General features: G+C 63.2%; 18 protein-coding genes and 1 pseudogene. 10 read left to right on the top strand and 9 right to left on the bottom strand.

Annotated features, from left to right (window positions below; all coding sequences use genetic code 11):
• The 3 genes from CRM73_RS03005 to CRM73_RS02995 all read left to right on the top strand — a co-directional run bounded on the left by CRM73_RS03005 (nt 1) and on the right by CRM73_RS02995 (nt 2544).
• Nucleotides 1–294 carry a helix-turn-helix transcriptional regulator gene (locus CRM73_RS03005; protein ID WP_109222818.1) on the top strand — a complete coding sequence of 98 codons (294 nt, stop codon included), beginning with the start codon at nt 1–3 and terminating at the stop codon, nt 292–294.
• Nucleotides 291–698: a VOC family protein gene (locus CRM73_RS03000; protein ID WP_229586803.1), complete on the top strand. Its 408-nt coding sequence runs from the start codon at nt 291–293 to the stop codon at nt 696–698. The genes CRM73_RS03005 and CRM73_RS03000 overlap by 4 nt, the downstream gene beginning before the upstream one ends.
• A gap of 673 nt (nt 699–1371) precedes the next feature.
• The gene (locus CRM73_RS02995; protein WP_229586802.1) at nt 1372–2544 is read left to right on the top strand and encodes a glycosyltransferase; all 1173 of its coding nucleotides are present in this window, start codon (nt 1372–1374) and stop codon (nt 2542–2544) included.
• A 195-nt stretch (nt 2545–2739) separates the two neighbouring features.
• On the opposite strand, the gene CRM73_RS02990 is transcribed toward CRM73_RS02995, so the two are convergent.
• The 4 genes from CRM73_RS02990 to CRM73_RS02975 all read right to left on the bottom strand — a co-directional run bounded on the left by CRM73_RS02990 (nt 2740) and on the right by CRM73_RS02975 (nt 7850).
• Entirely contained in the window at nt 2740–4443 is a 1704-nt protein-coding gene (locus CRM73_RS02990) for a polysaccharide biosynthesis tyrosine autokinase (protein ID WP_229586801.1), read from the bottom strand.
• Nucleotides 4444–4487: 44 nt separating this feature from the next.
• Nucleotides 4488–5489, bottom strand: a complete 1002-nt coding sequence (locus CRM73_RS02985) for a GDP-L-fucose synthase (RefSeq protein ID WP_229586800.1) — start codon at nt 5487–5489, stop codon at nt 4488–4490.
• A gap of 14 nt (nt 5490–5503) precedes the next feature.
• Nucleotides 5504–6535, bottom strand: coding sequence for a GDP-mannose 4,6-dehydratase (gmd, locus tag CRM73_RS02980; protein WP_229586799.1), 1032 nt, complete (start codon nt 6533–6535; stop codon nt 5504–5506).
• A 79-nt stretch (nt 6536–6614) separates the two neighbouring features.
• Nucleotides 6615–7850 carry a glycosyltransferase gene (locus CRM73_RS02975; protein ID WP_229586798.1) on the bottom strand — a complete coding sequence of 412 codons (1236 nt, stop codon included), beginning with the start codon at nt 7848–7850 and terminating at the stop codon, nt 6615–6617.
• Between the two features lie 174 nt (nt 7851–8024).
• On the opposite strand from CRM73_RS02975, the gene CRM73_RS02970 reads away from it, so the two are divergent.
• The 7 genes from CRM73_RS02970 (at nt 8025) to CRM73_RS02940 (ending at nt 15679) form a co-directional block, all read left to right on the top strand.
• On the top strand, nt 8025–8633 hold the full coding sequence (locus CRM73_RS02970) for an acetyltransferase (protein ID WP_229586797.1): 609 nt from the start codon (nt 8025–8027) through the stop codon (nt 8631–8633).
• Entirely contained in the window at nt 8633–9769 is a 1137-nt protein-coding gene (locus CRM73_RS02965) for a glycosyltransferase (protein ID WP_229586796.1), read from the top strand. The genes CRM73_RS02970 and CRM73_RS02965 overlap by 1 nt, the downstream gene beginning before the upstream one ends.
• Nucleotides 9766–10365, top strand: a complete 600-nt coding sequence (locus CRM73_RS02960; protein ID WP_229586795.1) for an acyltransferase — start codon at nt 9766–9768, stop codon at nt 10363–10365. Before CRM73_RS02965 ends, CRM73_RS02960 begins: the two co-directional genes overlap by 4 nt.
• 197 nt (nt 10366–10562) lie before the next feature.
• Nucleotides 10563–12047: an O-antigen ligase family protein gene (locus CRM73_RS02955; protein WP_229586794.1), complete on the top strand. Its 1485-nt coding sequence runs from the start codon at nt 10563–10565 to the stop codon at nt 12045–12047.
• 64 nt (nt 12048–12111) lie between these two features.
• Nucleotides 12112–13119, top strand: a complete 1008-nt coding sequence (locus CRM73_RS02950; protein WP_229586793.1) for a hypothetical protein — start codon at nt 12112–12114, stop codon at nt 13117–13119.
• Nucleotides 13116–14507 carry an oligosaccharide flippase family protein gene (locus CRM73_RS02945; protein ID WP_229586791.1) on the top strand — a complete coding sequence of 464 codons (1392 nt, stop codon included), beginning with the start codon at nt 13116–13118 and terminating at the stop codon, nt 14505–14507. Before CRM73_RS02950 ends, CRM73_RS02945 begins: the two co-directional genes overlap by 4 nt.
• Nucleotides 14507–15679 carry a glycosyltransferase family 4 protein gene (locus CRM73_RS02940; RefSeq protein ID WP_229586790.1) on the top strand — a complete coding sequence of 391 codons (1173 nt, stop codon included), beginning with the start codon at nt 14507–14509 and terminating at the stop codon, nt 15677–15679. The genes CRM73_RS02945 and CRM73_RS02940 overlap by 1 nt, the downstream gene beginning before the upstream one ends.
• 601 nt (nt 15680–16280) lie before the next feature.
• On the opposite strand, the pseudogene CRM73_RS02935 reads toward CRM73_RS02940, so the two are convergent.
• The 5 genes and pseudogenes from CRM73_RS02935 to CRM73_RS02915 all read right to left on the bottom strand — a co-directional run bounded on the left by CRM73_RS02935 (nt 16281) and on the right by CRM73_RS02915 (nt 23416).
• A pseudogene (locus CRM73_RS02935) lies at nt 16281–17510 on the bottom strand (IS110 family transposase).
• A gap of 755 nt (nt 17511–18265) precedes the next feature.
• Nucleotides 18266–20425, bottom strand: coding sequence for an acyltransferase family protein (locus CRM73_RS02930; RefSeq protein ID WP_370658516.1), 2160 nt, complete (start codon nt 20423–20425; stop codon nt 18266–18268).
• Between the two features lie 148 nt (nt 20426–20573).
• Complete coding sequence (locus CRM73_RS02925) at nt 20574–22109, bottom strand: sugar transferase (RefSeq protein WP_229586788.1); 1536 nt, start codon at nt 22107–22109, stop codon at nt 20574–20576.
• 302 nt (nt 22110–22411) lie between these two features.
• Nucleotides 22412–22873, bottom strand: a complete 462-nt coding sequence (locus tag CRM73_RS02920) for a hypothetical protein (protein WP_229586787.1) — start codon at nt 22871–22873, stop codon at nt 22412–22414.
• 357 nt (nt 22874–23230) lie between these two features.
• Nucleotides 23231–23416: a hypothetical protein gene (locus CRM73_RS02915; protein ID WP_370658515.1), complete on the bottom strand. Its 186-nt coding sequence runs from the start codon at nt 23414–23416 to the stop codon at nt 23231–23233.
• Nucleotides 23417–23429 lie beyond the last annotated feature (13 nt).

Here is a 23429-nt window from a genome sequence, read left to right as displayed (position 1 = left end):
GTGGACATCGTGTTCCAGGCCCTGGCCCATCCCGCGCGGCGGATCCTCCTCGAGGAGCTCGCCGCGCGGGATGACCAGAGCCTCTTCGAGCTCACCGTGCGGCTCATCAACGACCACGGCCTGGCCATGACCCGCCAGGCCGTGACCAAGCACCTGGCCGTGCTGCGCGAGGCCGGCCTGGTGACCTCCACCGTCCAGGGGCGCACCACAGTGCACCACCTGGACACCTCCCCGCTCACCGACGCGCGGCAGTGGATGGACTCCCTGCCGCCCCCGCCGAAGGACACGCCGTGATCATCACCTACGCCTCCGTCTTCGTGGACGACCAGCAGAAGGCCCTGGAGTTCTACACCGACAAGCTCGGCTTCCAGCTCAAGGTGGACGTGCCCACCGGGCCCTACCGCTGGCTGACCGTGGTCTCGCCCCAGGCCCCCGACGGGGTGCAGCTGCTGCTGGAGCCCTCCGAGCACCCGGCCGTCCACCCGTTCAAGGAGGCGCTGGTGACCGACGGCATCCCCTTCAACAGCTTCGGGGTCGAGGACGTGCAGGCCGAGTACGAGCGGCTCACCGGACTGGGCGTTCGCTTCGTGCAGGAGCCGACGGCGATGGGCCCGGTCACCACCGCGGTGCTCGACGACACCTGCGGCAACTTGATCCAGATCGCCCATCTGAACGACCCGGCGGCATCCGTCGGGTAGTGAGTTAAGCCCGAGACTCGCCACGTTTTCGGCAAGGGGCCCATGACGGTGGATATCGCGTCACGGTCGTCTGAATGACGTCTCATACGTCGATTTGTGGCCAAGTTGCTTCACGTCCTTGTGACCCACCACTGAGTCCTGTCATTCTGGACCGAGTCGGCTCTTCCGGGGGGAATCGAGCCGATTGGCCTGTCGGGGGGATGGGCCGGTCTCGGTCCTCAGGAGCTGTTTGTGCTGTGTCGATGTGTCATGCCCACTGCGTTCGTTCCCTTGGTCAAGGCGGCGCATACGCTACTCCATGTAGGGGATCACATCAGGCACCGGGCGGAGATGATGCTTTGTCCGAGTCGACCGATGTTCATGCTGGGCGCCATGACAATCATTCGACCTACCTTGATGACCGCCCATCTCCGTGGTGTCCTGACGCTCGGGGCCCGCGCGGGGCGGCATAGACCGCTGGGACCCGCAGCCTGGTTGCACGCTCTCGGCGCATAGCACCGACATGATCCTCGTGCTGTTCGATCAGATGATCGATCCTGTCCTGAGTTTGGCGATTCTACTGGTGGCACTGAGTGTGTTGTACAGCTTGTTGCTGCTTGTCTTGTCCAGGGTCGACCCTGTCCACGCTCGGCTTCGGAAGTGCCTACGGCGTGATCTAGCGGAGACGATGCCCGTGATCTTCGTCGTCCCGTGCCTCAACGAGGACCGCGTGATCGGGGCGAGTCTGGAACGGCTGGTAAGTCTGAATTACCCACTCGTCCACATCCTCGTCGTTGATGATGGCTCCAATGATGAGACCGCCTCGATCGTCAGAGCCCACCCGGATCCTCGGGTCCATCTGCTGCAACGAGTATTGCCAAAGGCCCGGCAGGGCAAGGGTGAGGCTTTGAATGCTGCCATTCAGCACCTGCGGGCAAGCCCGGTCCTGGACCGATGGAACCCCTCCGAAATCATCGTGTGCGTCATGGACGCCGACGGAAGACTGGATCCACATGCCCTAGAGGACGTGATGCCGCTGTTCGTGGATCAGCAGTTGGGGGCGGTTCAAATCGGGGTGCGGATCAACAATCGGGACCGGAGTCTTCTCGCTCGAATGCAGGACCTGGAGTTCGTCCTCTACACCCAGATCTTCCAGCGCGGCCGGCGGCATTTGGGGAGTGTGGGTCTTGGGGGAAACGGTCAGTTCGTCAGGCTTTCGGCATTGGACGATTTAGGTGCTTCACCCTGGTCGCGCAGCTTGACCGAAGACCTGGACCTGGGAGTCCGGTTGATCCTCAGCGGCTGGATCACTGAGTTCTGCTCCACTTCGTCGGTGCATCAGCAGGGCCTGGTGGACATCCAACGCTGGATCAAGCAGCGCACGCGTTGGTTCCAGGGCCATCTGCAGTCCTGGGCCATGGTGTCACTGGTGCTGCGCAACCTCTCCGGCACACGCAAGGCCGACCTGCTGTACCACCTCACCAGCCCCTTCTTGTTACTGCTCAGCTCGTTTCTCAGTGCAGCCTTCGCACTGTGGGTTGCTGATGTGGCGGTCGGGCTGCTGCTGGGCACGGCCGTGTACTCGGGATGGTGGCTGTCGGCATATTTGGTTGCCTTCGGGCCCGCCCTGTTGTTCAGCCTGGTCTATTGGGGACAGGAGCGAGGTCATGGCTTGGGCCGCCTGAAGGCCCTGGCCCTCATGCATGTGTACGTGCTTTACGCGACCCTGTGGTACATCGCAGGGTGGAAGGCAACCTACCGGGCGCTGCGAGGTCACAATGGATGGGCCAAGACGGAGCGGTTGATCGAACGGCGTGAGCGGGGAAAGACCAGACCAGCAGCTTCGGCCTTCCGGAGCAACGCATGAGGCGATCCGTCGTTACGCCAGTCGGGATCGTTCACGTGCTGCACATCGTGATGAGCGCACGGTACAACCGTTCATGGTTCGAGGACCAGCCGTACGCCCGCTGAGTATTCCATGGCCAGGATCGTTTTCAACGGCACAGGACGCCTTCCCAATGGAAGACGCCCTGTGAACGATCAATGCAACGACAGAACGGGGTCAATGCCCCGTCGACGTGGACCCGGTGGAGGAACCGGACCGGCCCCAGGCCTCGAGCCCGAAGGTCTCGTGCTCGGCAGAGCCCGGGACATCCGGCTGATCGGCGCTCGTCGGCGCGGGCGCCGCGTCCTCGGCCGCAGGAGCCGTGGGCTCCTGCTGCGCCCGCGGCGTGACAGGAGGCTGGGCCGCGGCCGGCTCAGGTCGCAGCTCGGTGCCCCACGGCTGGTGCTTGCCGACCGGCGCGGGGACGACCGGCTGGGCGCCGGTCTTCGGCGCCGCCTTCTCGTCCGAGTTCGCGTAGTAAGACTTACCGTAATATCCATAGTATCCAGCGTCCGCGCCGGTGGTGGGCACCCGGTTGAGCACCACGCCGAGGACGTTGCCGCGGACCTGGTGCAGGTTCTCCAGGGCCTTGCCCAGCTCGTCCGTGGTGGTCCGCTGCGCGGTGGCCACGATGAGCGCGCCGTCGGCGGAGGCCGTAAGCAGCGCCGCGTCGGTGACCGGCAGCAGCGGGGGAGCGTCCACCAGGACCAGGGCGTCCTCGGCGAGAGTCTCGAGCATGCTGTGCATGGCCTTCGAGGACAGCAGCTCCGTGGGGTTCGGCGCGGTCTTCCCGGCGCCGAGCACCTGCAGGTTTGGGAACGTGTCGTAGGTCTGGAGGACCTCCTCCACCTGGACCTGTCCGGTCAGCACGTCGGTGACGCCCACGCCGGCCACGAGGCCGAAGAGATCGGTCATCACCGGGCGGCGGAGGTCGCCGTCCACGACGACGACGTTGCGCCCCGTCGAGGCGATGGCCACCGCCAGGTTCGCCGTGATCGAGGACTTGCCCTCACCCGGCAACGACGAGGTGACCACGATCATCTTCGGCGGGTTGTCCACCGAGACGAAGCTGAGGTTGGTGCGCAGCTCGCGCAGCGCCTCGGCGAACTCGTGGTGGCCTCGGCCGGCGGAGATGCCGGTCTCGACGATCGCGCGGTGGTCGGACAGCCGGTCGTCGGTGGGGATGACACCCAGGACCGAGACGCCGAAGCCGTCGCGGATCTCCTCGACCGACTTGATGCGGCGGTCCATCTTGTACCGGGCGAAGGCGTAGAGCAGACCCAGTCCGAGACCGCCCACGAAGCCGAGGGCCAGGTTGAGCTTCAGGTTCGGCGAGGACGGCGCCAGCGGCAGGGAGGCGTTGCTCAGCGGCTGGACGGCCACGCGGTTGATCGCGTCCTCGTCGCCCTGGCTCTCGAGCTCCTGGACCTGACCGGCCAGCGCCACGACCCAGGCGTTGGCCAGATCGGCCGCCTCCGTCGGGTCCTCGGCGTCGGCGGTGATGCGCAGTTCCGGGGTGTCCACGGGGACGTCCGTGGTGATGCGCGGCAGCACCTCCTCCGGCGTGGCGTCGAGATCCAGCTCGTCGATCACCGACTCGGCGACCGGACGGGACGTGGCCAAGGACTCGTAGGACACGGCCTTGGACTGGGCCAGGTTGTTGCCGGCCAGCGCGCTGGCCAGGTCCTGCTCACCGGTGGCGACGACCAGTCCGGACGCGGTGGCCGAGTAGATCTTGGGCTGGATCAGCGTCCAGCCGAGCGCCAGCAGTGTGCACAGCAGCGTGATCAGCGTGATGGCCCGCCAGTGCGTGCGCACGAGCCGGAGGAGGTCCCGTGCATCGAGAGCGGGGGCTTCCCGCTCTGCGTCAAGGTGCTCCATGGTTCTCCTCGGGATCGGCTCGGGGGTGGGGGGATGAATAGACGTCACTCGCGGATGCCGTCCTGGTGCTCTCGGAACCACTCGACGGTGGACCGGAGACCCTCGCGCAGGGGGATGCGGGCGGTCCAGCCGGCGTCGGCGAGCTTGGTGACGTCCATGAGCTTGCGGGGGGTGCCGTCGGGCTTCGACGTGTCCCACTCGATGCGGCCCTCGTAGCCCACGGCCTCGGCGACGAGTCCGGCGAGCTCCTTGATGGTGACGTCGGTGCCGGTGCCCACGTTGACGTGCTCGGGCCCGTCGTAGTGCTCGAGCAGGTGCAGGCAGGCCTCTGCCATGTCGTCGACGTGCAGGAACTCCCGCAACGGGGAGCCGGTGCCCCAGTTGGTCACCGACTCGGCGCCACTGATGCGGGCTTCTTCGTAGCGGCGGATCATGGCCGGGAGCACGTGGGAGCCGGTGGGGGAGAAGTTGTCCCCGGGTCCGTAGAGGTTCGTGGGCATCGCGGAGATCCAGGGCAGCCCGTACTGGCGGCGGACGGCCTGGATCTGTAGGATCCCGGCGATCTTGGCGATCGCGTAGGCGTCATTGGTGGGTTCCAGGTGCCCGGTGAGCAGGTACTCCTCCTTCAGCGGCTGCGGGGCCAGCTTCGGGTAGATGCAGGAGGACCCGAGGAACAGGACGCGTTCGACTCCGTGTTCCAGAGCGGCGTCGAGGACGTTGACCTGGATCCGCAGGTTCTCCGAGAGGAAGTCCACGGGGTAGGTGTTGTTGGCGAGGATCCCGCCGACCTTCGCCGCGGCCAGCACCACGTACCGGGGCTTTGTTTCAGCGAAGAATGCGAACACGGCGTCCCGGTCTTTGAGGTCGAGCTCGGCCGAGGACCGGCCGATCAGGTCGGTGAAGCCCTCGGCCTGGAGGCGGCGCCAGATCGCGGAGCCGACCAGGCCTCGGTGGCCGGCCACGTAGAACGGGGCGGTGCGATCGAGTGGGCCGGGGGTGAATGAGGCGGTCGCGTCGGCGGTCTTTTCGGTGATGTCTGCTGTCATGGTGGGGTCCTCCGTCACTTGGCCCAGGAGGCGAGGTCGACGGTGTCGATCCAGGCGTCGTTCTCGAGCAGGGCGATGTCGGCGTCGACCATGAGCTTCGCGAGTTCGGGGGCCTTGACGGTGGCCTCCCAGCCGAGCTTGTCCTTGGCCTTGGCGGGGTCCCCGATGAGGGCGTCGACCTCGGTGGGGCGCAGGTAGCGCTCGTCGAACTCGACGTGCTCGCGCCAGTCCAGGCCGGCGTGGTCGAAGGAGATCTCCAGGAACTCCCGCACCGTGCACGGGTGGCCGGTGGCGAGCACGAAGTCCTCGGGCTCGTCGGCCTGGAGCATCCGCCACATGCCTTCGACGTACTCGGCGGCGTAGCCCCAGTCGCGGATGGCCTGCAGATTGCCCATGTAGAGCTTCTCCTGCTGCCCGGCCTTGATCGCGGCCACAGCCCGGGTGATCTTGCGGGTCACGAAGGTCTCGCCGCGGCGGGGGGACTCGTGGTTGAAGAGGATCCCGTTGACGGCGTACATGTCGTAGGCCTCGCGGTAGTTCTTGGTAATCCAGTAGGAGTAGATCTTCGCCGCCCCGTACGGGGAGCGGGGGTAGAACGGGGTGTCCTCGTGCTGCGGGGGCGGGGTGGCCCCGTAGAGCTCACTGGTGGAGGCCTGGTAGTAGCGGGCGTCTACGTTGGCCAGGCGCATCGCCTCGAGCAGGCGCACGGTGCCCAGCCCAGTGGTGTCCCCGGTGTGCTCGGGCTCTTCGAAGGAGACCTTCACGTGGGACTGGGCGGCGAGGTTGTAGACCTCGTCGGGGCGGATCTGCGCCATCAGCGTCACCAGCCGGGAGCCGTCGGAGAGATCCCCGTAGTGCAGGAACAGCTTCGCATCGGCCTCGTGCGGGTCCGTGTAGAGGTGGTCGATCCGGTGGGTGTTGAAGGTCGAGGCGCGGCGGATCAGCCCGTGGACCTCGTAGCCCTTGGCGAGCAGCAGCTCCGCCAGGTAGGAGCCGTCCTGACCGGTGATCCCGGTGATGAAAGCCTTCTTGGGGGTGACGTGCATGATCGTCCTTCGGGGGGATGAGGCGTGGGCCATTGGGGGGACAGCTTCATGCTAGTGAATTGACAAAGCAATCCGGGGATCACCGGCGGACATGTTGCGTCAAAGATCGGAGCACGTCGTCCCACCTGCGCATGGCGGCATCCGCGGCGAGGTGCTCGGCGACGTATCCGGGACCGCGCCTGCCGATCTCCGAGGCCAGAGCCCGGTCGCCGCCGAGCTCCTCAGCGGCCTGCAGCAGGCCTGCGGGATCGCCGGAGGGGACAACGCGCCCAGCCCCGGAGGACTCGATCTCGCCAGCGGACGAGCTCTCGTCGTCCACCGCAGCCAGGACAGGGCGCCCGGTGGCGAAGTAGGACGTGAGCTTGCTCGGCACGCACATCTCCCGGAGTTCGGGCTTCTCGTTGACGAGCAGGACGTCTGCGGCCGCAAGAGCCGCGGTGTACTCCTCGTCGGGCAGGGGGTCGACGAACTCCAGACTCTCCACACCCGCCGCCAGATCTTTGAGTCGCGGCAACTGGCTGCCCGCACCGAGCAGGACGAACCGGACACGGGAGTTCCGCTCATCGGCGAGCCGGGCGGCGTCCACCACGTTCTCGAGGTACTGCTTCACACCCATGTTGCCGGCGTGGAGGACAACCACCTCGTCTGCGGACCAGCCCCGATGAGCGCGGACCGCCGCCGTGTCGATGGCGTGCTGCGGGGTGATGTGGGACCAGTTCCGGTGGATGAGTGCCCGCTCGGACGCCACACCGAGTTCGTTGACCGCGTGGCGGCGGAACCGGTCGTGGATGACGATCACGCGGTCCATGGCGCGGAGGACCAGTCCCTCCACCTGCCGCATGACGGGCGCCAGCGCAGCCGCCGAGGTGTGCACCTCCTCAAGACCGCGGGAGTACAGGTCCTGGATCCAGATCGCCGTCCCGGGACGGCGCCGGCCGAGCTTGGCTCGGAGAGCTGCAACGCCCGAGGAGAAAAGCCCGGGGTTCACGAAGAGCACCACATCCGGGCGGCCCCAGTTCGCCGCTGCGGCGCGGACGCCGAAGTGAATCTCCATGAGCAACCGGTTGAGCAGCTTCGGCTCCGCGGGCACGTAGTGGCGAAGGCGCAGGACGTGGACGCCGTCGTGATCCTCTTCCGACGTCCGGCCGTCGTAGCCGTCATAAACCTGCCACTGGGGGTAGTGCGGGAAGCCGGTGATGACCCGGACGTCCCATCCGCATTCGGCCATGCCTTCGGCGAGGGCCGTGGTGTAGGGGGCGTTGCCGCTGGACTCGGGGGCGTAGTTGATGCCGATGATCGTCAAACGAGGGCGCATGGGGGTGCTTTCGTCACACTGGGAGCAACGCCGAGGGGAATCAGCGGCCCACCGGAGGGGATGGGGTATAAATCAGACGATACATGTGAGCGCATTCAGCTCCAGGACGACGCCCCACGTCGGCCCGTGGTTCAGCTCACATGACCTCCCCGCCCCCCACACGCAGAGGTATTCATGGCCACCGCCGCTGAGCGCAGCCCTGCCGACTCCTACGTTCCCGTCATCGACCTCTCTCAGGCGCCCGGCGAGGGCGAAGCCTGGAACCGGCCCAAGTGGATGATCTACCTGTGGTCAGCCACCGAGCTCGTCCTCGTCACCAACCCATGGCAGACCAGCTCCGGCCTGAGGACGAAAGTGCTCCGCGCCTTCGGCGCCAAGATCGGCGACGGCGTCATCATCAGGCCCCGTACCCGCATCAAGTTCCCCTGGAACCTGGAGATCGGCGACCGCTCCTGGATCGGAGAGGGCGTGTGGATCCACAACCAGAACCAGGTCACCATCGGACACGACGCGGTCGTCTCGCAGGAGACCTTCATCACCACGGGCAGCCACGCCCACCGCAAGGACATGGGTCTCATCACCCGTCCAGTGACAATCGACGACGGCGCCTGGGTCACCTCGCGCTGCGTGGTCACTGGGGGAGTGACGGTGGGGCGTTCCGCGCTCGTGCAGCCGCTGACTCTGGTCAACCGTGACGTGGAACCTGACCATGTCGTGGGCCCTGCCGCGGCTGAGGTAAAGGGTCGACGGTTCAAGTCGTCCACGACTGCCGGAGGGAAATAATGATGCTGAAGAACCGAGGGCTCGTGGAAGCGGTAAAGGACATGCGTGCCCGCTCCGGCGGCGGCCGCACAGCCGCCGGCATGTATCTCGCAGTGCTTCCTGGGTACAGGCAGAGTTGCATGGAGATCCTCGTGGATACCTTCGACGGTGATCTTCGACTGTTCGTAAGCGACAGGCACCTGGACCGAACGGTGAAATCGGGCGTACGGGTCTCCGGCCTGCGGACGGTTCGCATGGTGCGGCTCTTCGGCGACAGGGCATTTCTGCAGCTCGGCCACTTGCGCGAGGCGCTGGCTCTGGAGACCCTTGTCGTCGATCTGAACCCTCGAAGCATCACAGCCTGGATGCTGCTTGTGGTCAGACGGGCACTGAAACGGCGAACGCTCGTCTGGGGTCACCTCCATCCCCGTGCTGGCTCCGAGACCCGCACTGCCGCGGTCCGCCAGGCCATGCGACGACTGGCGGCGGGCACCATCAGCTACACGTACACGGACCAAGAGCAGGCCCGCCAGGAGTTGCCGAGTCAGCCCGTATGGGTGGCCACCAACGCGCTGTACCGTGCTGAAGACATCCAACCGTGTGCGGCCCGCGAGCCTAGAGAACGTACGGACATCCTCTACGTCGGGCGTTTCGAACTCGCCAAAAAGGTCGATCTGGTCGTCAGAGCCTTTGCCTTGGCTGTCAAGAACCACCCTGAACTGCGTCTGCGACTGGTGGGCGGGGGCAGCCAGCGACAGCAACTGGAGGAGCTGGCGAAACAACTGTCCGTGGCCGACAAGGTGCACTTCGAAGGCTGGATCGACGGCGTTGAGGCGCTCAGGAACTTTTACACGACGGCTATCTGCAGTGTGTCGCCGGGCTTCGCCGGTCTGGGACTCACGCAAAGCCTGGGATTTGGGGTGCCCATGGTGGTGGCCCAGGACGAGCCACACTCGCCGGAGATCGAGCTGGCCACGACCGGTGGTGTGATCTGGGTGGAATCGGACAGCCCCGCAACGATGGCAGAGGGTCTGGAAATCGCGTTCGAGCAGCGCGGCAGGCTGCCGGTCGACGATGTCGCGCAGTTCGTGAGAGAACACTACTCCGCAGAAACAATGGCTCGCGGCCTGCGCGATGCACTGATGGAAGGGAAATGATGGCCACCACTGAGAGGTCTGCTTTGGCGACCGAACCATCAATCGTGCCCGCGCCACTTCGGTGGGTGGTGAGAACGGTGCTGCGGAGGATATCCGTCGGCGCCAACGTGCAACTTGGCTCAAATGTCCGGGTAGGCCGTGGCGCCGTGGTGAGTGCGCCGCATCAGCTGAACATCGGCGACAACGTTTCGGTCGGACCGCACTCGATCGTTCAGGTCGACGGGGAGATTGGCGATTGGGCCCTGATCGGCATGCACGTCCAGATCGTCGGCCGTAACGACCACGCCATCGACGAAGTGGGCGTACCAATCAGGATGGCGACTCGGGTCGCGGACCGGGCAGCCGTACCGACGGATGCCGTCCACATCGGCAAGGATGTGTGGATCGGTGCGTCGTCCGTCATCCTGAGCGGCGTCTCCATCGGCGCGGGATCGATCATCGGCGCCGGCTCGGTGGTCACCAAGGACATTCCGGAATGCTCCATCGCTGTTGGAGGCCCAGCTCGAGTCATTGGACAGCGCTTCAACAGTGAGGCGGAGCGGCAGTCGCATCTGCGGATTCTTGATGGGATTTCCTTGAGCAGCACAAGCCAATAGCCGAGGAAACTCGTACTGGTGAACGTCGATCACGTCGTCCCTCGCACCCACTGTGAAAAACAGCTTCACACTGGACGCACGGTTTTTCAGTCGGATAGCAAATACCAGCGCGTCTTTCCGGCGCATGTCAAGTTGAACGCACGGGAGAAACCACTGTGAGCAGGTCGGTTGTCGGCGGATGGTCCGATCAGGAGACGATGCGCAAGTTGTCACCGATCGCTCTCGTCCTCATCGCTCTCGGAGCCATGGCCGTCGGCGGGCCGGTGATGCTACTGATCCCGATTGCAGCGCTGGGCAGCCTATTTCTTCTGACGACCAGCTTGGGTCGTCTGCTCATGCTGTGCTTTGGCGTCTTGGTGATGTTTGGCTCAAGTGTATTCAGTGCCCCGGTGCGCTCGTTGTTCACCATCATGCTGTTTGTCGGCTTGCCGCTTGCCGGACACTCCATACTTCGACGAGCGCGTAGCACCAGAATCAACCTACGTGGCTATCGGATCCCAATATTTTTTCTTTTCAGTGTTCCCTTCCTCTCCCTATTCGCCGCCGCTTTATATGCCACCGATCTTGTGATGTGGATCCGAGACGGGACGACTTTCATTCTCATACCCGTCAGTGTCGTATACGCACTGGACGCGGGACTGTCCGTGCGCTCCATCACGTTGCAGAGAATTTTCACGCTGGTCGGGCTTGTCGGAGGTCTGGGGTATCTGCTGACCTGGCTGGCATTCCGGGGGCAAGTGCAGATTCCGGGTGGAGTACCGCTGCTGAGCTCGTCCATGCTCGTAGTACCTGTGATCTCCATGTGCTTGGCCCTGTATTTTACTTCCTCCTCGCGGCGTAGGTACATGTGGGCGGCGATTGCCGCGATACTCGTATTGCTACTGGTAGGGGCCGGAGGGCGCTCGGCGCTGCTCTATCTCGGTGCAACCATGCTCGTCGCAGTGGCCGTGGCAACGCGCGCGCGTCGAGGTCTACCGCGGTTGGCAATTTTGCTCGTTATCGCCGCCATCGTGTTGAGCGGCTTCTATAGAATCTACGCGTCTTTTGTCGGGCCACAGTTCCTCTCGGGACGTTTCGAATGGTTCACCGAGGCGTCGTGGGAGGCTATAACGGACGATGCCTCTGGGCAGGATCGTGTCCGGGCTTACAGCATCATGTGGAACTCCTTCTTGGAGAAACCGCTGTTAGGCAATGGGTTCGGCTACAACTACCCATCAGTGTCTGCCACAGGAATTGAGCTTTTCACCTTGGACAGTCCGCTCGTCTATTTAGCGAAGTTCGGCCTCATAGGGGCAGCCGTGGTGCTCTTGTCGCTCGCCGGAATTGTGGCCGCTACCATTAAGCAGTCAAAACACAGCCCGCATCGACTTCGTATCGTACTGATGAATGCCTCCGCCGTTGCCGCCTGGGTGGCAATCTTGCCCTCAGGTGCCCCGACCGAACAGAAGGGCTTCGGTGTCGGTCTTGCCCTTCTGGTGGCGTTGTCCATCGCTTGGAACCGTGAGTCCAGCTGTCAACCTATTGTGAGACGAGAGGCGGGCAGGCGAATCGAGGTTCGCGGCAGATCGCACAGGGCCACCCGCAGGCCAGATCGGGCCCAAACAGACTGTCCTGAAATCACAGACAACTGCACACCCGCATCCCAGTCAGAACCACGAGAAGTGAGAGCCCAGCATGCGTAATGACGACCTCAATACGACCTCCGTGTCAGCGTCTCCCGGACCTGGTTCCAAAGACTCTGACCGCATGTGGCCTATTGCCCATGCCCTCTACAACGCTCTGACTCCGTGGAGGGGACGCAAAGCTTTTGTTGTTCCCATCGCCGACGAATCTGGTCGCCCTCTCGGCAACAATGGCGATGAGTTGATGATGAAGGTGTTCTGGCACATCCTCGCGCAGGCAGACGTGAGTACAGTGGAGGACATACAAGCAGCCGACGTGCTTTTCGTCCCGCCGAATGGCGCTCTTTTGCAAATGTACAAATTTCCGGATCTTTTGCAAAAATACACCTCGGCCAATCTGCGGGCGCCGATGATCATCTTCCCCTCTTCAGCGAACTTTCCTACCAAAGATCCGTCCTTCATTTTCGAGAAGCGCAGTTCAGAAGTCACGTGGATTCTGCGAGAGCAGTACTCTTTCGACCACCTGCGGAAGCAGTGGGGAGATCGGCTGTCGGCCGTGGGCTGTGAACTGGTGCTCGACCACGACGTTGTCGCCTCCCACAGCGACTTCGTGCGCGGCTTGTTTGGACAGGTGAATCATGGACGGACTCTAGTCGGGGCGCGCAAAGACGTGGAGCGGAACTCGACATCCCCTAGGGGCGCTGCGCCGAACAGCACGGACTTCTCCCGATCGCTGACGACACTCAAGTCTGCGCTGATGCACCATGTGGCCACGGCCCTCCCTTACGGGCGGTTCTATACAGGTCTGGTTCGTGCTCTGCGAGCAAAGGCCCAGAAGGAAGCGGGCGCCGCACTGATCCAGCGGTTGCCGGAAGATATACGCCCCAAGTTTCGCTCCGGCGGCGTCATGCACCGGGATGTCAGCTCCAAGCATCAGGTGACCTTTAACCAGTATCTGCGCACGATTGCCAGCGCAGGATTAGTGGCCACGGACCGATTGCATATCGCTCTCCCCGCCGCGATCCTCGGCAAGGACGTGTGGCTCGTGGAGGGCGGTTACCACAAGGCGACGGGGGTAGTGAACCGCTCGGCGAGTGCAGTCCCCAATCTCCGTCTTGTTTGTAATACGTGAGCGGCCAGGTGACGACTACAGCGACCCCGATGCGGGGTGTCCTTTCACTGTCGCTGGGGACGGCGGTAACCAGAGGGCTCGCCCTGTGCACCCAGTTGCTGCTGGTCATCTGGCTGGCACCGGCCGAGTTCGGCTACTGGGCCGCTGCGTCATCAGCGATGTCACTCGTGACAGGACTGGTGAACTTCGGCGAGGTCAACGGATACCTCGCCAATGAGGGATCGATGCTCAAGCGGGCGCGGCGCGCGATCTGGCGGCTGAACACTCTGTTGATCATCGCCGGCCTCGGCATCGCCGGCGCCTACCTATACGCGGGCGAGACAAGAGTGGCTGCTCTTGCTCTCCTCATCGCCGTCTCCATCCCTATTCAGGGAGACAGCGACTTGATGTACGCGGCGGGTGTGCGGTCAGGCCAGTTTTCATTATTGATCTGGTCGCAGAGTTTCGGCGCCGTGCTGAAACTCGTCGTGGCGGTGGCTATCGCCTTATGGAGTGAGTCGGCCTTGGCTTTAGCGGTCTCAACTCTAGCCTATTATGTTGCTCTCGACGCGGTGATTTTGTCGCGCCTGCGCCGCAACGATGCACAGCCTGCCACTCCTGTGTACGAACCTCATCGAAAGCAAAGATTTAGCTGGGCCGTCAATTCACTGATGATGACGATCCCGTTGCAGTCGGCCTATCTGGTGACGCAGTTCTTGGCTGCGCCCGAAGTGCTTGGCGTACTGTATCTCGCCTTCCAAATAACACTCGGAATCAGTGGTGTGATCAGCCAGCCATTGGCGCGGGTGGCTCTGTCGGCTTTTGCCTCTTTACAAGGCGGACGCCGAGCCCAGACCGCTATGTCATTCATGCATGTGTTCGCTTCAGGGATGCTGATCATTGTGGCCTGCGGCATTTTGGTGCTGCCATGGTCAGAGCCGTACATCAGCCCGGATTGGGCTATTGCGGTTCCGGCGACACTGACCCTTTTGGTAAGCCTTACCCCCCGCATTGTCTCGCCCGTAATCGACGGTTTTCAGCAATCTTCAGGACGATGGTGGCAAGCAACCTCATTCAACGCGGTCGATGCTATCGGTACTGGCCTTGCAGCTTGCACGGCAGTGTTTGGTGACGTTGTACTGCTGGCGATGTCCATTTCTGTGTGGAAGGTACTATTCGGCGTGAGCCGTTTTCTCGTCGTGATGCGAGAGGTCGAGCTGGCGTCACGAGCACTTTTCGCTGGATTGCTTCTTCTGACGTCCACGCTGGGATTCGTCTCTGTTACCAGTGAAGACATGACTAGGTCACTACTCTGTGGCCTGCTTATTGTCTTTGGTGCGGGATGGCTGCTCATTGCTCTGAGAAGAACCACCACGCCGGTGGCTGCGCAGAATGTGAAGGTGAATTGATGGTCGAATATCCCGAAAATCAAGACTCAGGGACTGGCGTGAAACATAATCTATTGGTGCTGTCTCCATGGGGCGTGGCAGGGGGATACAGCGGACCCCTCGTCCTGCAACACCGCCTCATGACTGCCCTGGCGACCACGGCCTCGTTCGAAATAACCGCCCTCTACCGGGAGCGCGGACTTGCTCCGTCGCCGGACTGGATTACGGTGCCGGTACCTGTAGTATCGTCTCCTCCTCAAAGCTTCCCGCAGAGGACCCAGATTACTTGGTTGCTGCGGACGAGCTGGTATGTCCTCCGGAACAGGCGCCGCTTTGACGCCGTGTTTCTGCAGGGGGCATATCTGTTGACTTGTCTACCAGCACTGTTGCTCAGTAAGTACACCAAGGTCCTGGCGCTCCCCGTGGTGGACGGCGGAGACCTGCCCAAGGCAGGCTCCACGACGAAAAGCCGGCTGAAACGGCGGTTGCAGAGTCGCCTGTTCCGGCGTCCAACTCTGGGTATCAGTCTTTCGAGCGGCATCAAGAATGACCTGGTAGGGCTGGGAGTACGAGAGGAATCTGCCCCCTTGGCGTACAACCTGGTGAATACAGGTCAGTACCGTCCTCGTCCCCAGGAGCAGTTGGGTGGCGCAGGTATCTTCCGGATGCTCTTCGTAGGTGCTGTCGGTCGGAGAAAGCAACCCCACATCGTGATTGAGGCGTGCGCCGAACTGCGAAACGGTGGTGTGGACGCTCGAGTGACCCTCGTCGGTCCATTTGAGGACCCCGCGTACGAAGGAGAGCTTAGGGCACTGGTGAGCCGCCTGAAGCTTGACTCCTGGGTCAATTTCGCCGGCCTGTCGAAGTCCCCACTGGAGTACTTCCAAGCCGCTTCGGTCTTTGTTCTGCCCTCGATCAGCGAAGGCATGCCCGGAGCCATGTCGGAAGCCATGGCTTGCGGCTTGCCGGTCGTCGTTTCTGGCGTGGGTGCCATGCCAGAAGTGGTCGACGCCGCTCGATGCGGCATCGTGGTACCGGACTTTGAGGTCGGGTCCTGGGTCACTAAGTTGCAGGATCTAAGCAGTTCACCGTCCCGTATGAGGGAGATGTCCGCCAATGGTCGGAAATTTGCTGAAAATCATATGGCACCTGATGCGTTGGCGTCGAAAGTTCGTCGTTTTCTGGAGGGGTAGATCGATGCATATATATTTCATGGCGGCGTGAGAACCAACTGGGACAAGGTTCTTCGGTTGCCGCAGCCTGGGCTGCCTCGTCGTGCATGGGGTCGATGTGGTTTTCATGCGACTGTCCTCTTTTGCCCTATACCCTCCATGCTCGGCTCGGGGCGGAAGCGAACTCTCGGGCTGCCGGGGGCAGGAAAGCCGTCGACCGTCGGTGAGAGCGACGTAGAGCGACAGAAGCAGAAGCGGGCCGAGGATAAGTCGCTGTGCCCTGCATCTTTTCCGGCCGCCCGCGGGACCACCCGTGCTCTCGTCCCTAGCACATCCTCCTCCCTGGTCTCCACCATGTGTTCCTCGCACAGATCGCGACTACGGGGATTGTGCGTTCGGTGAGGTCATCGTCCTCCCGAATCTGCATTTCGACGCCGGGCAGGCGTTGGTAGCGCCATCCGATCTACTGGGCGAACAGGTTGCTTTTCATCGCTGACCGCCCTGTTGTGCACTTTCGGCTACCCACCCCGCTGATGAGGAGGCCGTGGAGCTAAGCCCAGGCCCTGGTAGTTGGAGATGGTTTGAATAGTCCGTCCGGTGGGGGGTGCCTCTATCATTCTCGTCAAGCGGCCAGGGCCACCGGTGACGGGGTCTGAGGCTCGGTCGGGTCTTGGTAGAGGGTACCGTCCCTGAGCATCGCGAACAGGACGTCGCTCCGTCGGCGGGCCAGAGCGATGATCGCCTGGTTGTGGCGTTTGCCCTGGGCGCGTTTCCGGTCGTATTAGGCCCGTGACGGGCCGTGGTGCAGTGAGGCGAAGGCCGAGAGGAACAGTGCCCGCTTCAGGCGTTTGTTGCCGCCCTCCGCGGCGTGCTCGCTGCGGATCGAGGTCCCCGACCTGCGGGTGACGGGGGCGATCCCGGCGTAGGAAGCCAGGTGCCCGGCGTCGGCGAAGTCCTTGCCGACGACCTCGGTTAGGATCCTCGCGGCGGTCCTGACCCCTATCCCGGGCATCGAGGTCAGGACCGGGCAGTAGGGTGGGCCTCCACCAGGGCCTCGACCTGGGCGGCTACCGGGGCGCGCTGGTGGATCAGGGCGGCCAGCTGCCCGGCCAGGATTCGGATCACGGTGGCGGCGGCTTCGGTGCCGGCCACCGCCACGGACTGCTGCCCCAGGGCGGTGAAGATCTCCTCGGTCAACGACTCGGCCAGCCGCGGGGCGTGCTTCTTGAGCCTGGTCCGCACGTGGCCCCTGCCAGCCGCGGCCAGCTTGGCCGGAGTCGGGTAGCGGCTCAGCAGGTCCGCTACCGCCGGGTGCGTCACCCGCGGCCCCAGCACCCGCTCCAAGGCGAGATGGCTCTGCGTGAGCATGCCCCGCAGCCGGTTGCTGGTGGCGGTGATCTGCGCGGCGAGGTCGTCGTCGAAGCCGGCCAGCACAGCGAGCTCGGCGATCTGGGCCTCGTCGACCCGGATGCTGCGCGCGGTGTGCGGCATGGTCCGGGCCGCCTCGGCGATGGTCAGGGCGTCCCGGGCGGGCGTCGGTCTTGGCCGTGCCCGGGTGCAGGTCCGCGATCCTGCGCATCGCGAGGCCCGGCAGATACGCGAGCCGAACCCCGTCGGTGGCTTCGGCGACGGCCACTGGCAACGCCCCGATGGTGACCGTCCGGTCCACGACCATCAGCACCGGCCCGTGCGTGGTGACCAGCTCTTCGAGGATGCTCCGTAGCCGGGTCTCGTCGTTGGGCAGGGCCTTGTCATAGATCGTGTTCCCGGCCGTGTTTACGGCCACGGCGTGATGGTCGGACTTGCCGACGTCGAGTCCGACGAACACCGCCGGCAACGGTAGCTCTGACATAGCCGTATTCCCTTCTCCTGCACTGACGTCTGCGCGCGCTGGCCGGCCGGAAGGTGGTCACGCTCGGCATCCGCGTTACGAAGGTCCCGCATGGGTCTCGCCTCTACTAGCGATCTCTGACCACCTGACCGGTTGCCGGTGACTACCCCCCCCCGGATCATGGGCAACTGTGGGCAAACGGTCATGCCGGCAACCGGCCGGTCAGCTCCTCCATCCTGCGGGACGGAGGAGCTGGGAAGAAGGTAACGTGGCGATCAGCGCACTCCCTTTCTTGCCCAGACTCCGACCGAGTCCAGGCAGGCCGTCGACAAGTTCAACAACCCTTCCTGATTCAGTTGATGAAGTACGGCGTGCTGGAAGCACCGGCTTCTTACCGGGTCCGCAGTCCGCGCCAGCAGGTGGCCCGGACCCGAAGCTCAGCTGTCCGGACAGCAAGTCTGGCGACGATGCTGGGCCCGGTCACGACCAGACTGACCTCCGGGGCGACACGGTCCTTAACCCGTGGCCGCCCGGTTCTCCCATTCTTCGCCGGCGAAAGCTGCGGAATCAACAGTTCAAGCAAGATCCACAACTGGTCGCAGACCAGCCGCTGGGACGGACTCTGCCTCGTTATGGCGGGTCCGATAATCATCGGCCCGACGGGTTGACCACCGCCTATATCGAACTATTGAAACAGTTCTTTAGACGCACTCGATTGCCGACATCGCGTGGCTGTTCGACTCTGTCATGTCGTGAAAGTAGCTGAAATCGAAAAATTAATTCCGGAGCTTTTGCAGAACTTCTGATTTGATGACAGGAGCCAGCTGTTCCGAATACTCGACGGTCAGGTGATTGGTGTCGACGCGCATCAGAGTCTGCCCGGAGAAAATTGGACAGATCTCGTTCGAGCTGCAGAACCAAAGCTTGGTGTCAACATAGGTGGAGCCCGTCTTATTGGCCACCTTCTTTTCGGTTCCAGTGAACGTCTTCCACTGACCGGTGACAGTGGTTTGGCAAGAGGCGGGCTTAGACATGGCCGTGCGGCACTCTTCTAGGGAGTTTCCCATCGGAGGCGTCGACATGATGACGACTTGGTCGGTGTGCGGTTTGATAGATTCGAGTGTTCTGGTGAGGCCATCAGCATATTCTTCCTGAGCTAAATCTCCTTTCGCCTTGGAGGCGAGTCGATACAGGGTAGAAACGGCGGAGCTAGCGAAAACAACATCTGGTTTGATCTCTGCGATCTGGTCCGCAACCCATTCTTGGTGTTTCATGCACTCGGGATATGTGGACCCGTCATTCTTGTTTACCTCAATGTCAGCTGCGGTGCACTGCTGCATTGTGAGCATCTGGAGGTTATAGCCCGACTCCGAAAGAGCCTTCCGTATTCCAGGTGACCACGCAATGGCATGAGAGTCACCGACGAGCACGGCGGTCTTTTTGCTGTTGGGCGAGGCGAAGTAGCAGTCGGTCAAATTGCTTTCCGATACGTCGAGGCACGTGGTGTTCTCCATTTTCTCAATCCACGCACTTACTCCCAATGAGTTCCCTCCCGGAACGAGTTCCGGCCATTTGGTGGTAGCAGTGGCTTTCTTGATGTTGTTTTGAACATCCGTCAGCTCGGGACCATAGGATGGGGCGGCGTCTACCGTCTTCTCCAAATCCCACGAGTACGCCGTGGCGGCTTGAGCTGCGGATGGATTCTGTTGCGGTGGAATGAAGGTCCATATCACTGCGCCAGCGGTCACGACGGCGAGAAAAGCGAGCCATCCGTCACCGTACCGACGGTTCGTGGTCATAGTTTTCTGTGTGCGGTGCGACTTCATCAGCCAATTGGATGATCGAAGCGGATCCTCGATCAGGTGGTACGCGAATATGGCGAAAACCAGCATGGTAGTGACAGACCCGATGTAGAAGCTCGCGTTCCGGCCGGGAAGCAGTGCTGAGAAGAAGATGATCACGGGGAAGTGCCAAAGGTAAAGACTGTAAGATATGTTGCCGATATATCCACTGACCCGATTAGTCAGGGGCGTGATCAATTTTTGGTCACCTCCAGTGCCCGCAATGATCACTAGTGCAACGGATAAGACGGGTAACAATGCGGCGGGTGCAGGAAATGCGGATTCCATGTTCACGATAAGAACAGATACCGTCATTCCCGCAAGCCCTGACCACGCCAGAACAGGGCGCACACCGTAATGAATTCTTTCTAGCGCCGGTGCGATGATGGCAAGCAAAGCTCCGACACCGAGTTCCCACGCGCGGGAAAATGTTGAGAAGTAGGCCGTTGTGGGGTTAGTGGCAGTCTCATGCAGCGCCCAAAGGAATGAAATTAGTGTGACCATCAGAATGGCTGCGCCAGAGATCACTCGAGCGTTCACGGGTGATTTTTTTATCCTGACGGACAGAACCAGTGCGGCCAGCATGAGCCATGGCCAAATGAAGTAAAATTGTTCCTCGACGGCCAGGGACCAGAAATGCTGTAGTGGTGAGACGGGGCCGTCAGCTTGGAAATAATCGGTCTCAGTCGCGGCGAAGCGCCAATTGCCGACGAAGAGTAGGGATGAGGCGGCATCCCAAAAGATGGACCAGGCACGGCTGCCGGTGAACAGAAGAAAGCTCGTGACAGTGGTGACAACGATAACGGTCACCGCCGCGGGAAGGAGTCGTTTCGCCCTGCGTCTATAAAAGTCCACGAAACTGAACCGCTGAGTGCGCTCCCACTCGCGCAGCAGGTGACCGGTAATCAAGAATCCGGAAATGACGAAAAATATGTCAACTCCCACGAATCCTCCGGACGGCCACTGCACGAGGTGATCGAGCACAACGAATGTCACGGCAAACGCTCTAAGTCCTTGGATATCTGCCCTGAACTTTTTCGTCGTGGCCGGTGGGACGGACGTGCCAGTTCTGACATGGGGGATGGTGCTTGTCACTTCTTCTCCGGTCGACGAGGCAATGGTCGGCAACGCCAGTCAGTCGACTGGGGACGAGCCGCTTCAAAAGGGGGCAATGGCATATATCCAGTAGGTTCTTGATTCGGCGCGGAGGCGGGGGTCATGGGAAATCGGATACACCCACTTCTCAGTACGCGCCTTCCTTGGCCACCACGGCCTTGAAGGTTCTTCCCAGAATCAGCAGATCCTGCACCGGCGACCAGTTCTCCACGTAATAGAGGTCAAGGCGCACCGACTGCTCCCAGTCCAGGTTCGACCTTCCCGAGACCTGCCACAGACCCGTTATGCCGGGCTTCACGCGCAGCCGGCGGTGGACGTAGTCCTCGTACTGCTCCACCTCCGCGGGGAGCGGCGGACGGGGGCCCACCAGGGACATCTCGCCCTTGAGGACATTGAAGAACTGGGGGAGCTCGTCGAGGCTGTAGCGGCGCATCCACTTGCCGGGGCCGGTGATGCGAGGGTCGTCCTTCATCTTGAACAACAGGCCGGCGCCCTCGTTCTGCTCCTTGAGACGCTGAAGCACCTGTTCGGCGTCGGTGCGCATGCTGCGGAACTTCAGCATCTTGAAGCGGCTGCCGTCCTGACCAATGCGCTCCTGGGCGAAGAAGGCGGGGCCCTTGTCGTGGGCCTTGACGATCAGGGTCAGGGCGAGCAGAACGGGGGAGAGGACGAGCAGCGCGGCCCCGGAGCCGACGATGTCCATGAGGCGCTTGGTCATGGCGCGGCTGCGGCTCAGCTTCGGTGTGGCCACGTGGATGAGGGGGAGGCCGGCCACCTGCTGCATGTGGATGCGGGGGCCCGCGATGTCGGTGAGGCCGGTGTCCATGACCAGGCGGATGTGGGCGTCGGCGAGCTGCCAGCTGAGGTGGCGGATCTCCCTGGTGCCCAGCGGGACGTTGGAGGACAGGACCACGGTCTCGATGTCGCGCTCGTGGCAGGCGTCGACGATGCCCTCCACGGTGGGGCGCGCACCCGGTGCGAGCGCGTTGGGCGGGAGGCTCATGCGCTGCAGCTCCGCGGGGACCGGCTTGCGGGTCTCGGGGACGTAGATGGCGGCCGCGTCGAGGCCTGAGGTCGGGTGCTGGCGCAGGGACTTGATGAGGTCGCACGTGCCGGCCAGCCGGCCCACCACCATGGTCTTGGACAGTGCCTCACCCTTGTACCGGGCCTTGACCAGCCGGTCCCGCACGAGAAAGCGCCCCAGGATCAAGAATCCCAGCCCGAGGGGGAGGGCCAGCAGAACATAGCTGCGGGCCGTGGGGAGGTCGAAGCCGAAGGAGATGATCGCGATCGCGCCGAACAGGATCAGGCTCGAGTGCACTACCTGCCGGGTCTCCTCGAGGCCGTGGCCGATGAGCCGGACGTCCCGGGCGCCGCGGGCGCCCAGGTGCATCCACCAGGTCAGGGCCAGGGCGATGCCCACGATCCAGTAGGGGACCGACAGGGGGCCGAGGTCGAGTCCGGCGTTCTCCAGCTGGAAGCGGAGCAGGTGGGCGCCGATGAGGGTGACGAGCAGTGCCAGGCCGTCGGCCCAGCGCATGCGGGTGAGGTAGGCGGAGCGCCAGCCGGAGCGGGAGGCGGCGTCGCGAGCGGTGGTGCGGGTGCTGTTGAGCTGCGGACGCCGGTGGTCGTCCGCTCGGCTGATCTCGTTGACCTTGAGCATGGTGGTGCTCCCTCCCCGAAAAAGCACGCGGCCACCTGGGGCATCTCCTCCCAGCCCGTGGGGGAGACGGTGGACCGCGCGCTGCGTTGCACTTGTGGCCAGTTTAGTGGCGCAAATCGATGAGAACGGCTCTATGACGAAAGGTGTTTGCACCTGCACTTGCCTGTGCCGCCAACCTGCGGAACGGCGTCGTGCCTAGTGGTGACGGGGATCACGTCGTCGGGCGGGGAAGTCGACCCGACGGTGACGGTGCCATTTTCTGTCCCCCACTCGGGGGACGGCGGCGTTGTGGTGCCGGCCGCTCAGGCGGCGCGGGCTGCCTGAGCGGTGTGGCCGGCGGTGCGGAGGTGCTCGGCCTTGAGGCGGCGGAGGTTCAGGGCCAGGCAAGTGGGGGCGTAGGCCGGGCGGATCACCACAGGGGTGCCCTCGTGGCCGTGGGCGGTGAGGATCTCGCCCAGGGCGGCCTCGTGGCGCTCGAGGACCACGTGGCCGAAGTAGTGGTCGTTGAAGAGGTCGGCCAGTTCCAGGGCGTAGGCCCAGGTGGGGGTGCCGACCTCCATGGACGCCTTCGGGCAGTCCCAGTCGCTCGGGGTGCCGGCGGTGCGCAGCTGAGTGCGCAGCACGCGGTCGAGGGCCTCGGGGGTGAAGGCCAGGGTGAGCTCGGCGACGTCCTCGACGATGTCGAGCTCCAGGAGGGTGAGACCCGCGGGGGAGCAGGACTCGAGGTAGTGCTGGATGTCAGTGGCAAGGGGGGAGGTGCGCATCGGATTCTCTCTTGTCCGTCGAGGGGTACGGATCTTCGGGTCCTCCGAGCGTATCGGGGCAACGGCCCTAGTGGGGGCCGTTTTTTGTCCCCACATGGTCCCCATCGGACCGGACAAAAGTCTATTGTCAGCCTCTTGTTCCTATGCGGAGAGTGGTTCGGTGTAGACCATTGTCCAGGCGGTGTTTCCGGAGTGTGTCGGGGGCCACACGCGCCGCGCTGTTTGCCGGAGCAAGGCTTCGGCCTGATCTGGTGCACGCCATCGAGGAAGCGCTTGCCGAGGGCTGCGTACTCGAGGCCGCGGTGGTGCGCCGGGTGGCGGCGCGGCCCGGGCGATGCGGTGGAATGTTGTGTGGCGCTACGCGACCAAGATGCAGAACGGGTGCCCGGCGGGATCGGTGAAGTGGTCGTCCGCGGAACCGTCCGCCGGCGGCTCGTCCCCGGATGGGTAGCGCAGTCCCAGCAGCTTCCGGTGGAACTCGGCCAGCGCCCGGACGTCCGTCGCGTCCAGCACGGTGGTCTGCAAGTGCGGGTAATCGCTCATTCGTCATCCCTTT

The organism is Kocuria sp. CCUG 69068 (assembly GCF_020833785.1).
Taxonomy (GTDB): Bacteria; Actinomycetota; Actinomycetes; order Actinomycetales; family Micrococcaceae; genus Kocuria; species Kocuria rosea.
Note: the sequence above shows the minus strand (reverse complement) of the source record. Positions and strands in the feature narration are given on the sequence as shown.

What these genes read in the sequence shown, in the direction of transcription:
- CRM73_RS02990 (WP_229586801.1), bottom strand. Translation starts at nt 4,443, where the DNA reads ATGGAGCACCTTGACGCAGAGCGGGAAGCCCCCGCTCTCGATGCACGG.
- CRM73_RS02985 (WP_229586800.1), bottom strand. Translation starts at nt 5,489, where the DNA reads ATGACAGCAGACATCACCGAAAAGACCGCCGACGCGACCGCCTCATTC.
- gmd (WP_229586799.1), bottom strand. Translation starts at nt 6,535, where the DNA reads ATGCACGTCACCCCCAAGAAGGCTTTCATCACCGGGATCACCGGTCAG.
- CRM73_RS02975 (WP_229586798.1), bottom strand. Translation starts at nt 7,850, where the DNA reads ATGCGCCCTCGTTTGACGATCATCGGCATCAACTACGCCCCCGAGTCC.
- CRM73_RS02970 (WP_229586797.1), top strand. Translation starts at nt 8,025, where the DNA reads ATGGCCACCGCCGCTGAGCGCAGCCCTGCCGACTCCTACGTTCCCGTC.
- CRM73_RS02965 (WP_229586796.1), top strand. Translation starts at nt 8,633, where the DNA reads ATGATGCTGAAGAACCGAGGGCTCGTGGAAGCGGTAAAGGACATGCGT.
- CRM73_RS02960 (WP_229586795.1), top strand. Translation starts at nt 9,766, where the DNA reads ATGATGGCCACCACTGAGAGGTCTGCTTTGGCGACCGAACCATCAATC.
- CRM73_RS02955 (WP_229586794.1), top strand. Translation starts at nt 10,563, where the DNA reads ATGCGCAAGTTGTCACCGATCGCTCTCGTCCTCATCGCTCTCGGAGCC.
- CRM73_RS02950 (WP_229586793.1), top strand. Translation starts at nt 12,112, where the DNA reads ATGTGGCCTATTGCCCATGCCCTCTACAACGCTCTGACTCCGTGGAGG.
- CRM73_RS02940 (WP_229586790.1), top strand. Translation starts at nt 14,507, where the DNA reads ATGGTCGAATATCCCGAAAATCAAGACTCAGGGACTGGCGTGAAACAT.
- CRM73_RS02925 (WP_229586788.1), bottom strand. Translation starts at nt 22,109, where the DNA reads ATGCTCAAGGTCAACGAGATCAGCCGAGCGGACGACCACCGGCGTCCG.
- CRM73_RS02920 (WP_229586787.1), bottom strand. Translation starts at nt 22,873, where the DNA reads ATGCGCACCTCCCCCCTTGCCACTGACATCCAGCACTACCTCGAGTCC.
- CRM73_RS02915 (WP_370658515.1), bottom strand. Translation starts at nt 23,416, where the DNA reads ATGAGCGATTACCCGCACTTGCAGACCACCGTGCTGGACGCGACGGAC.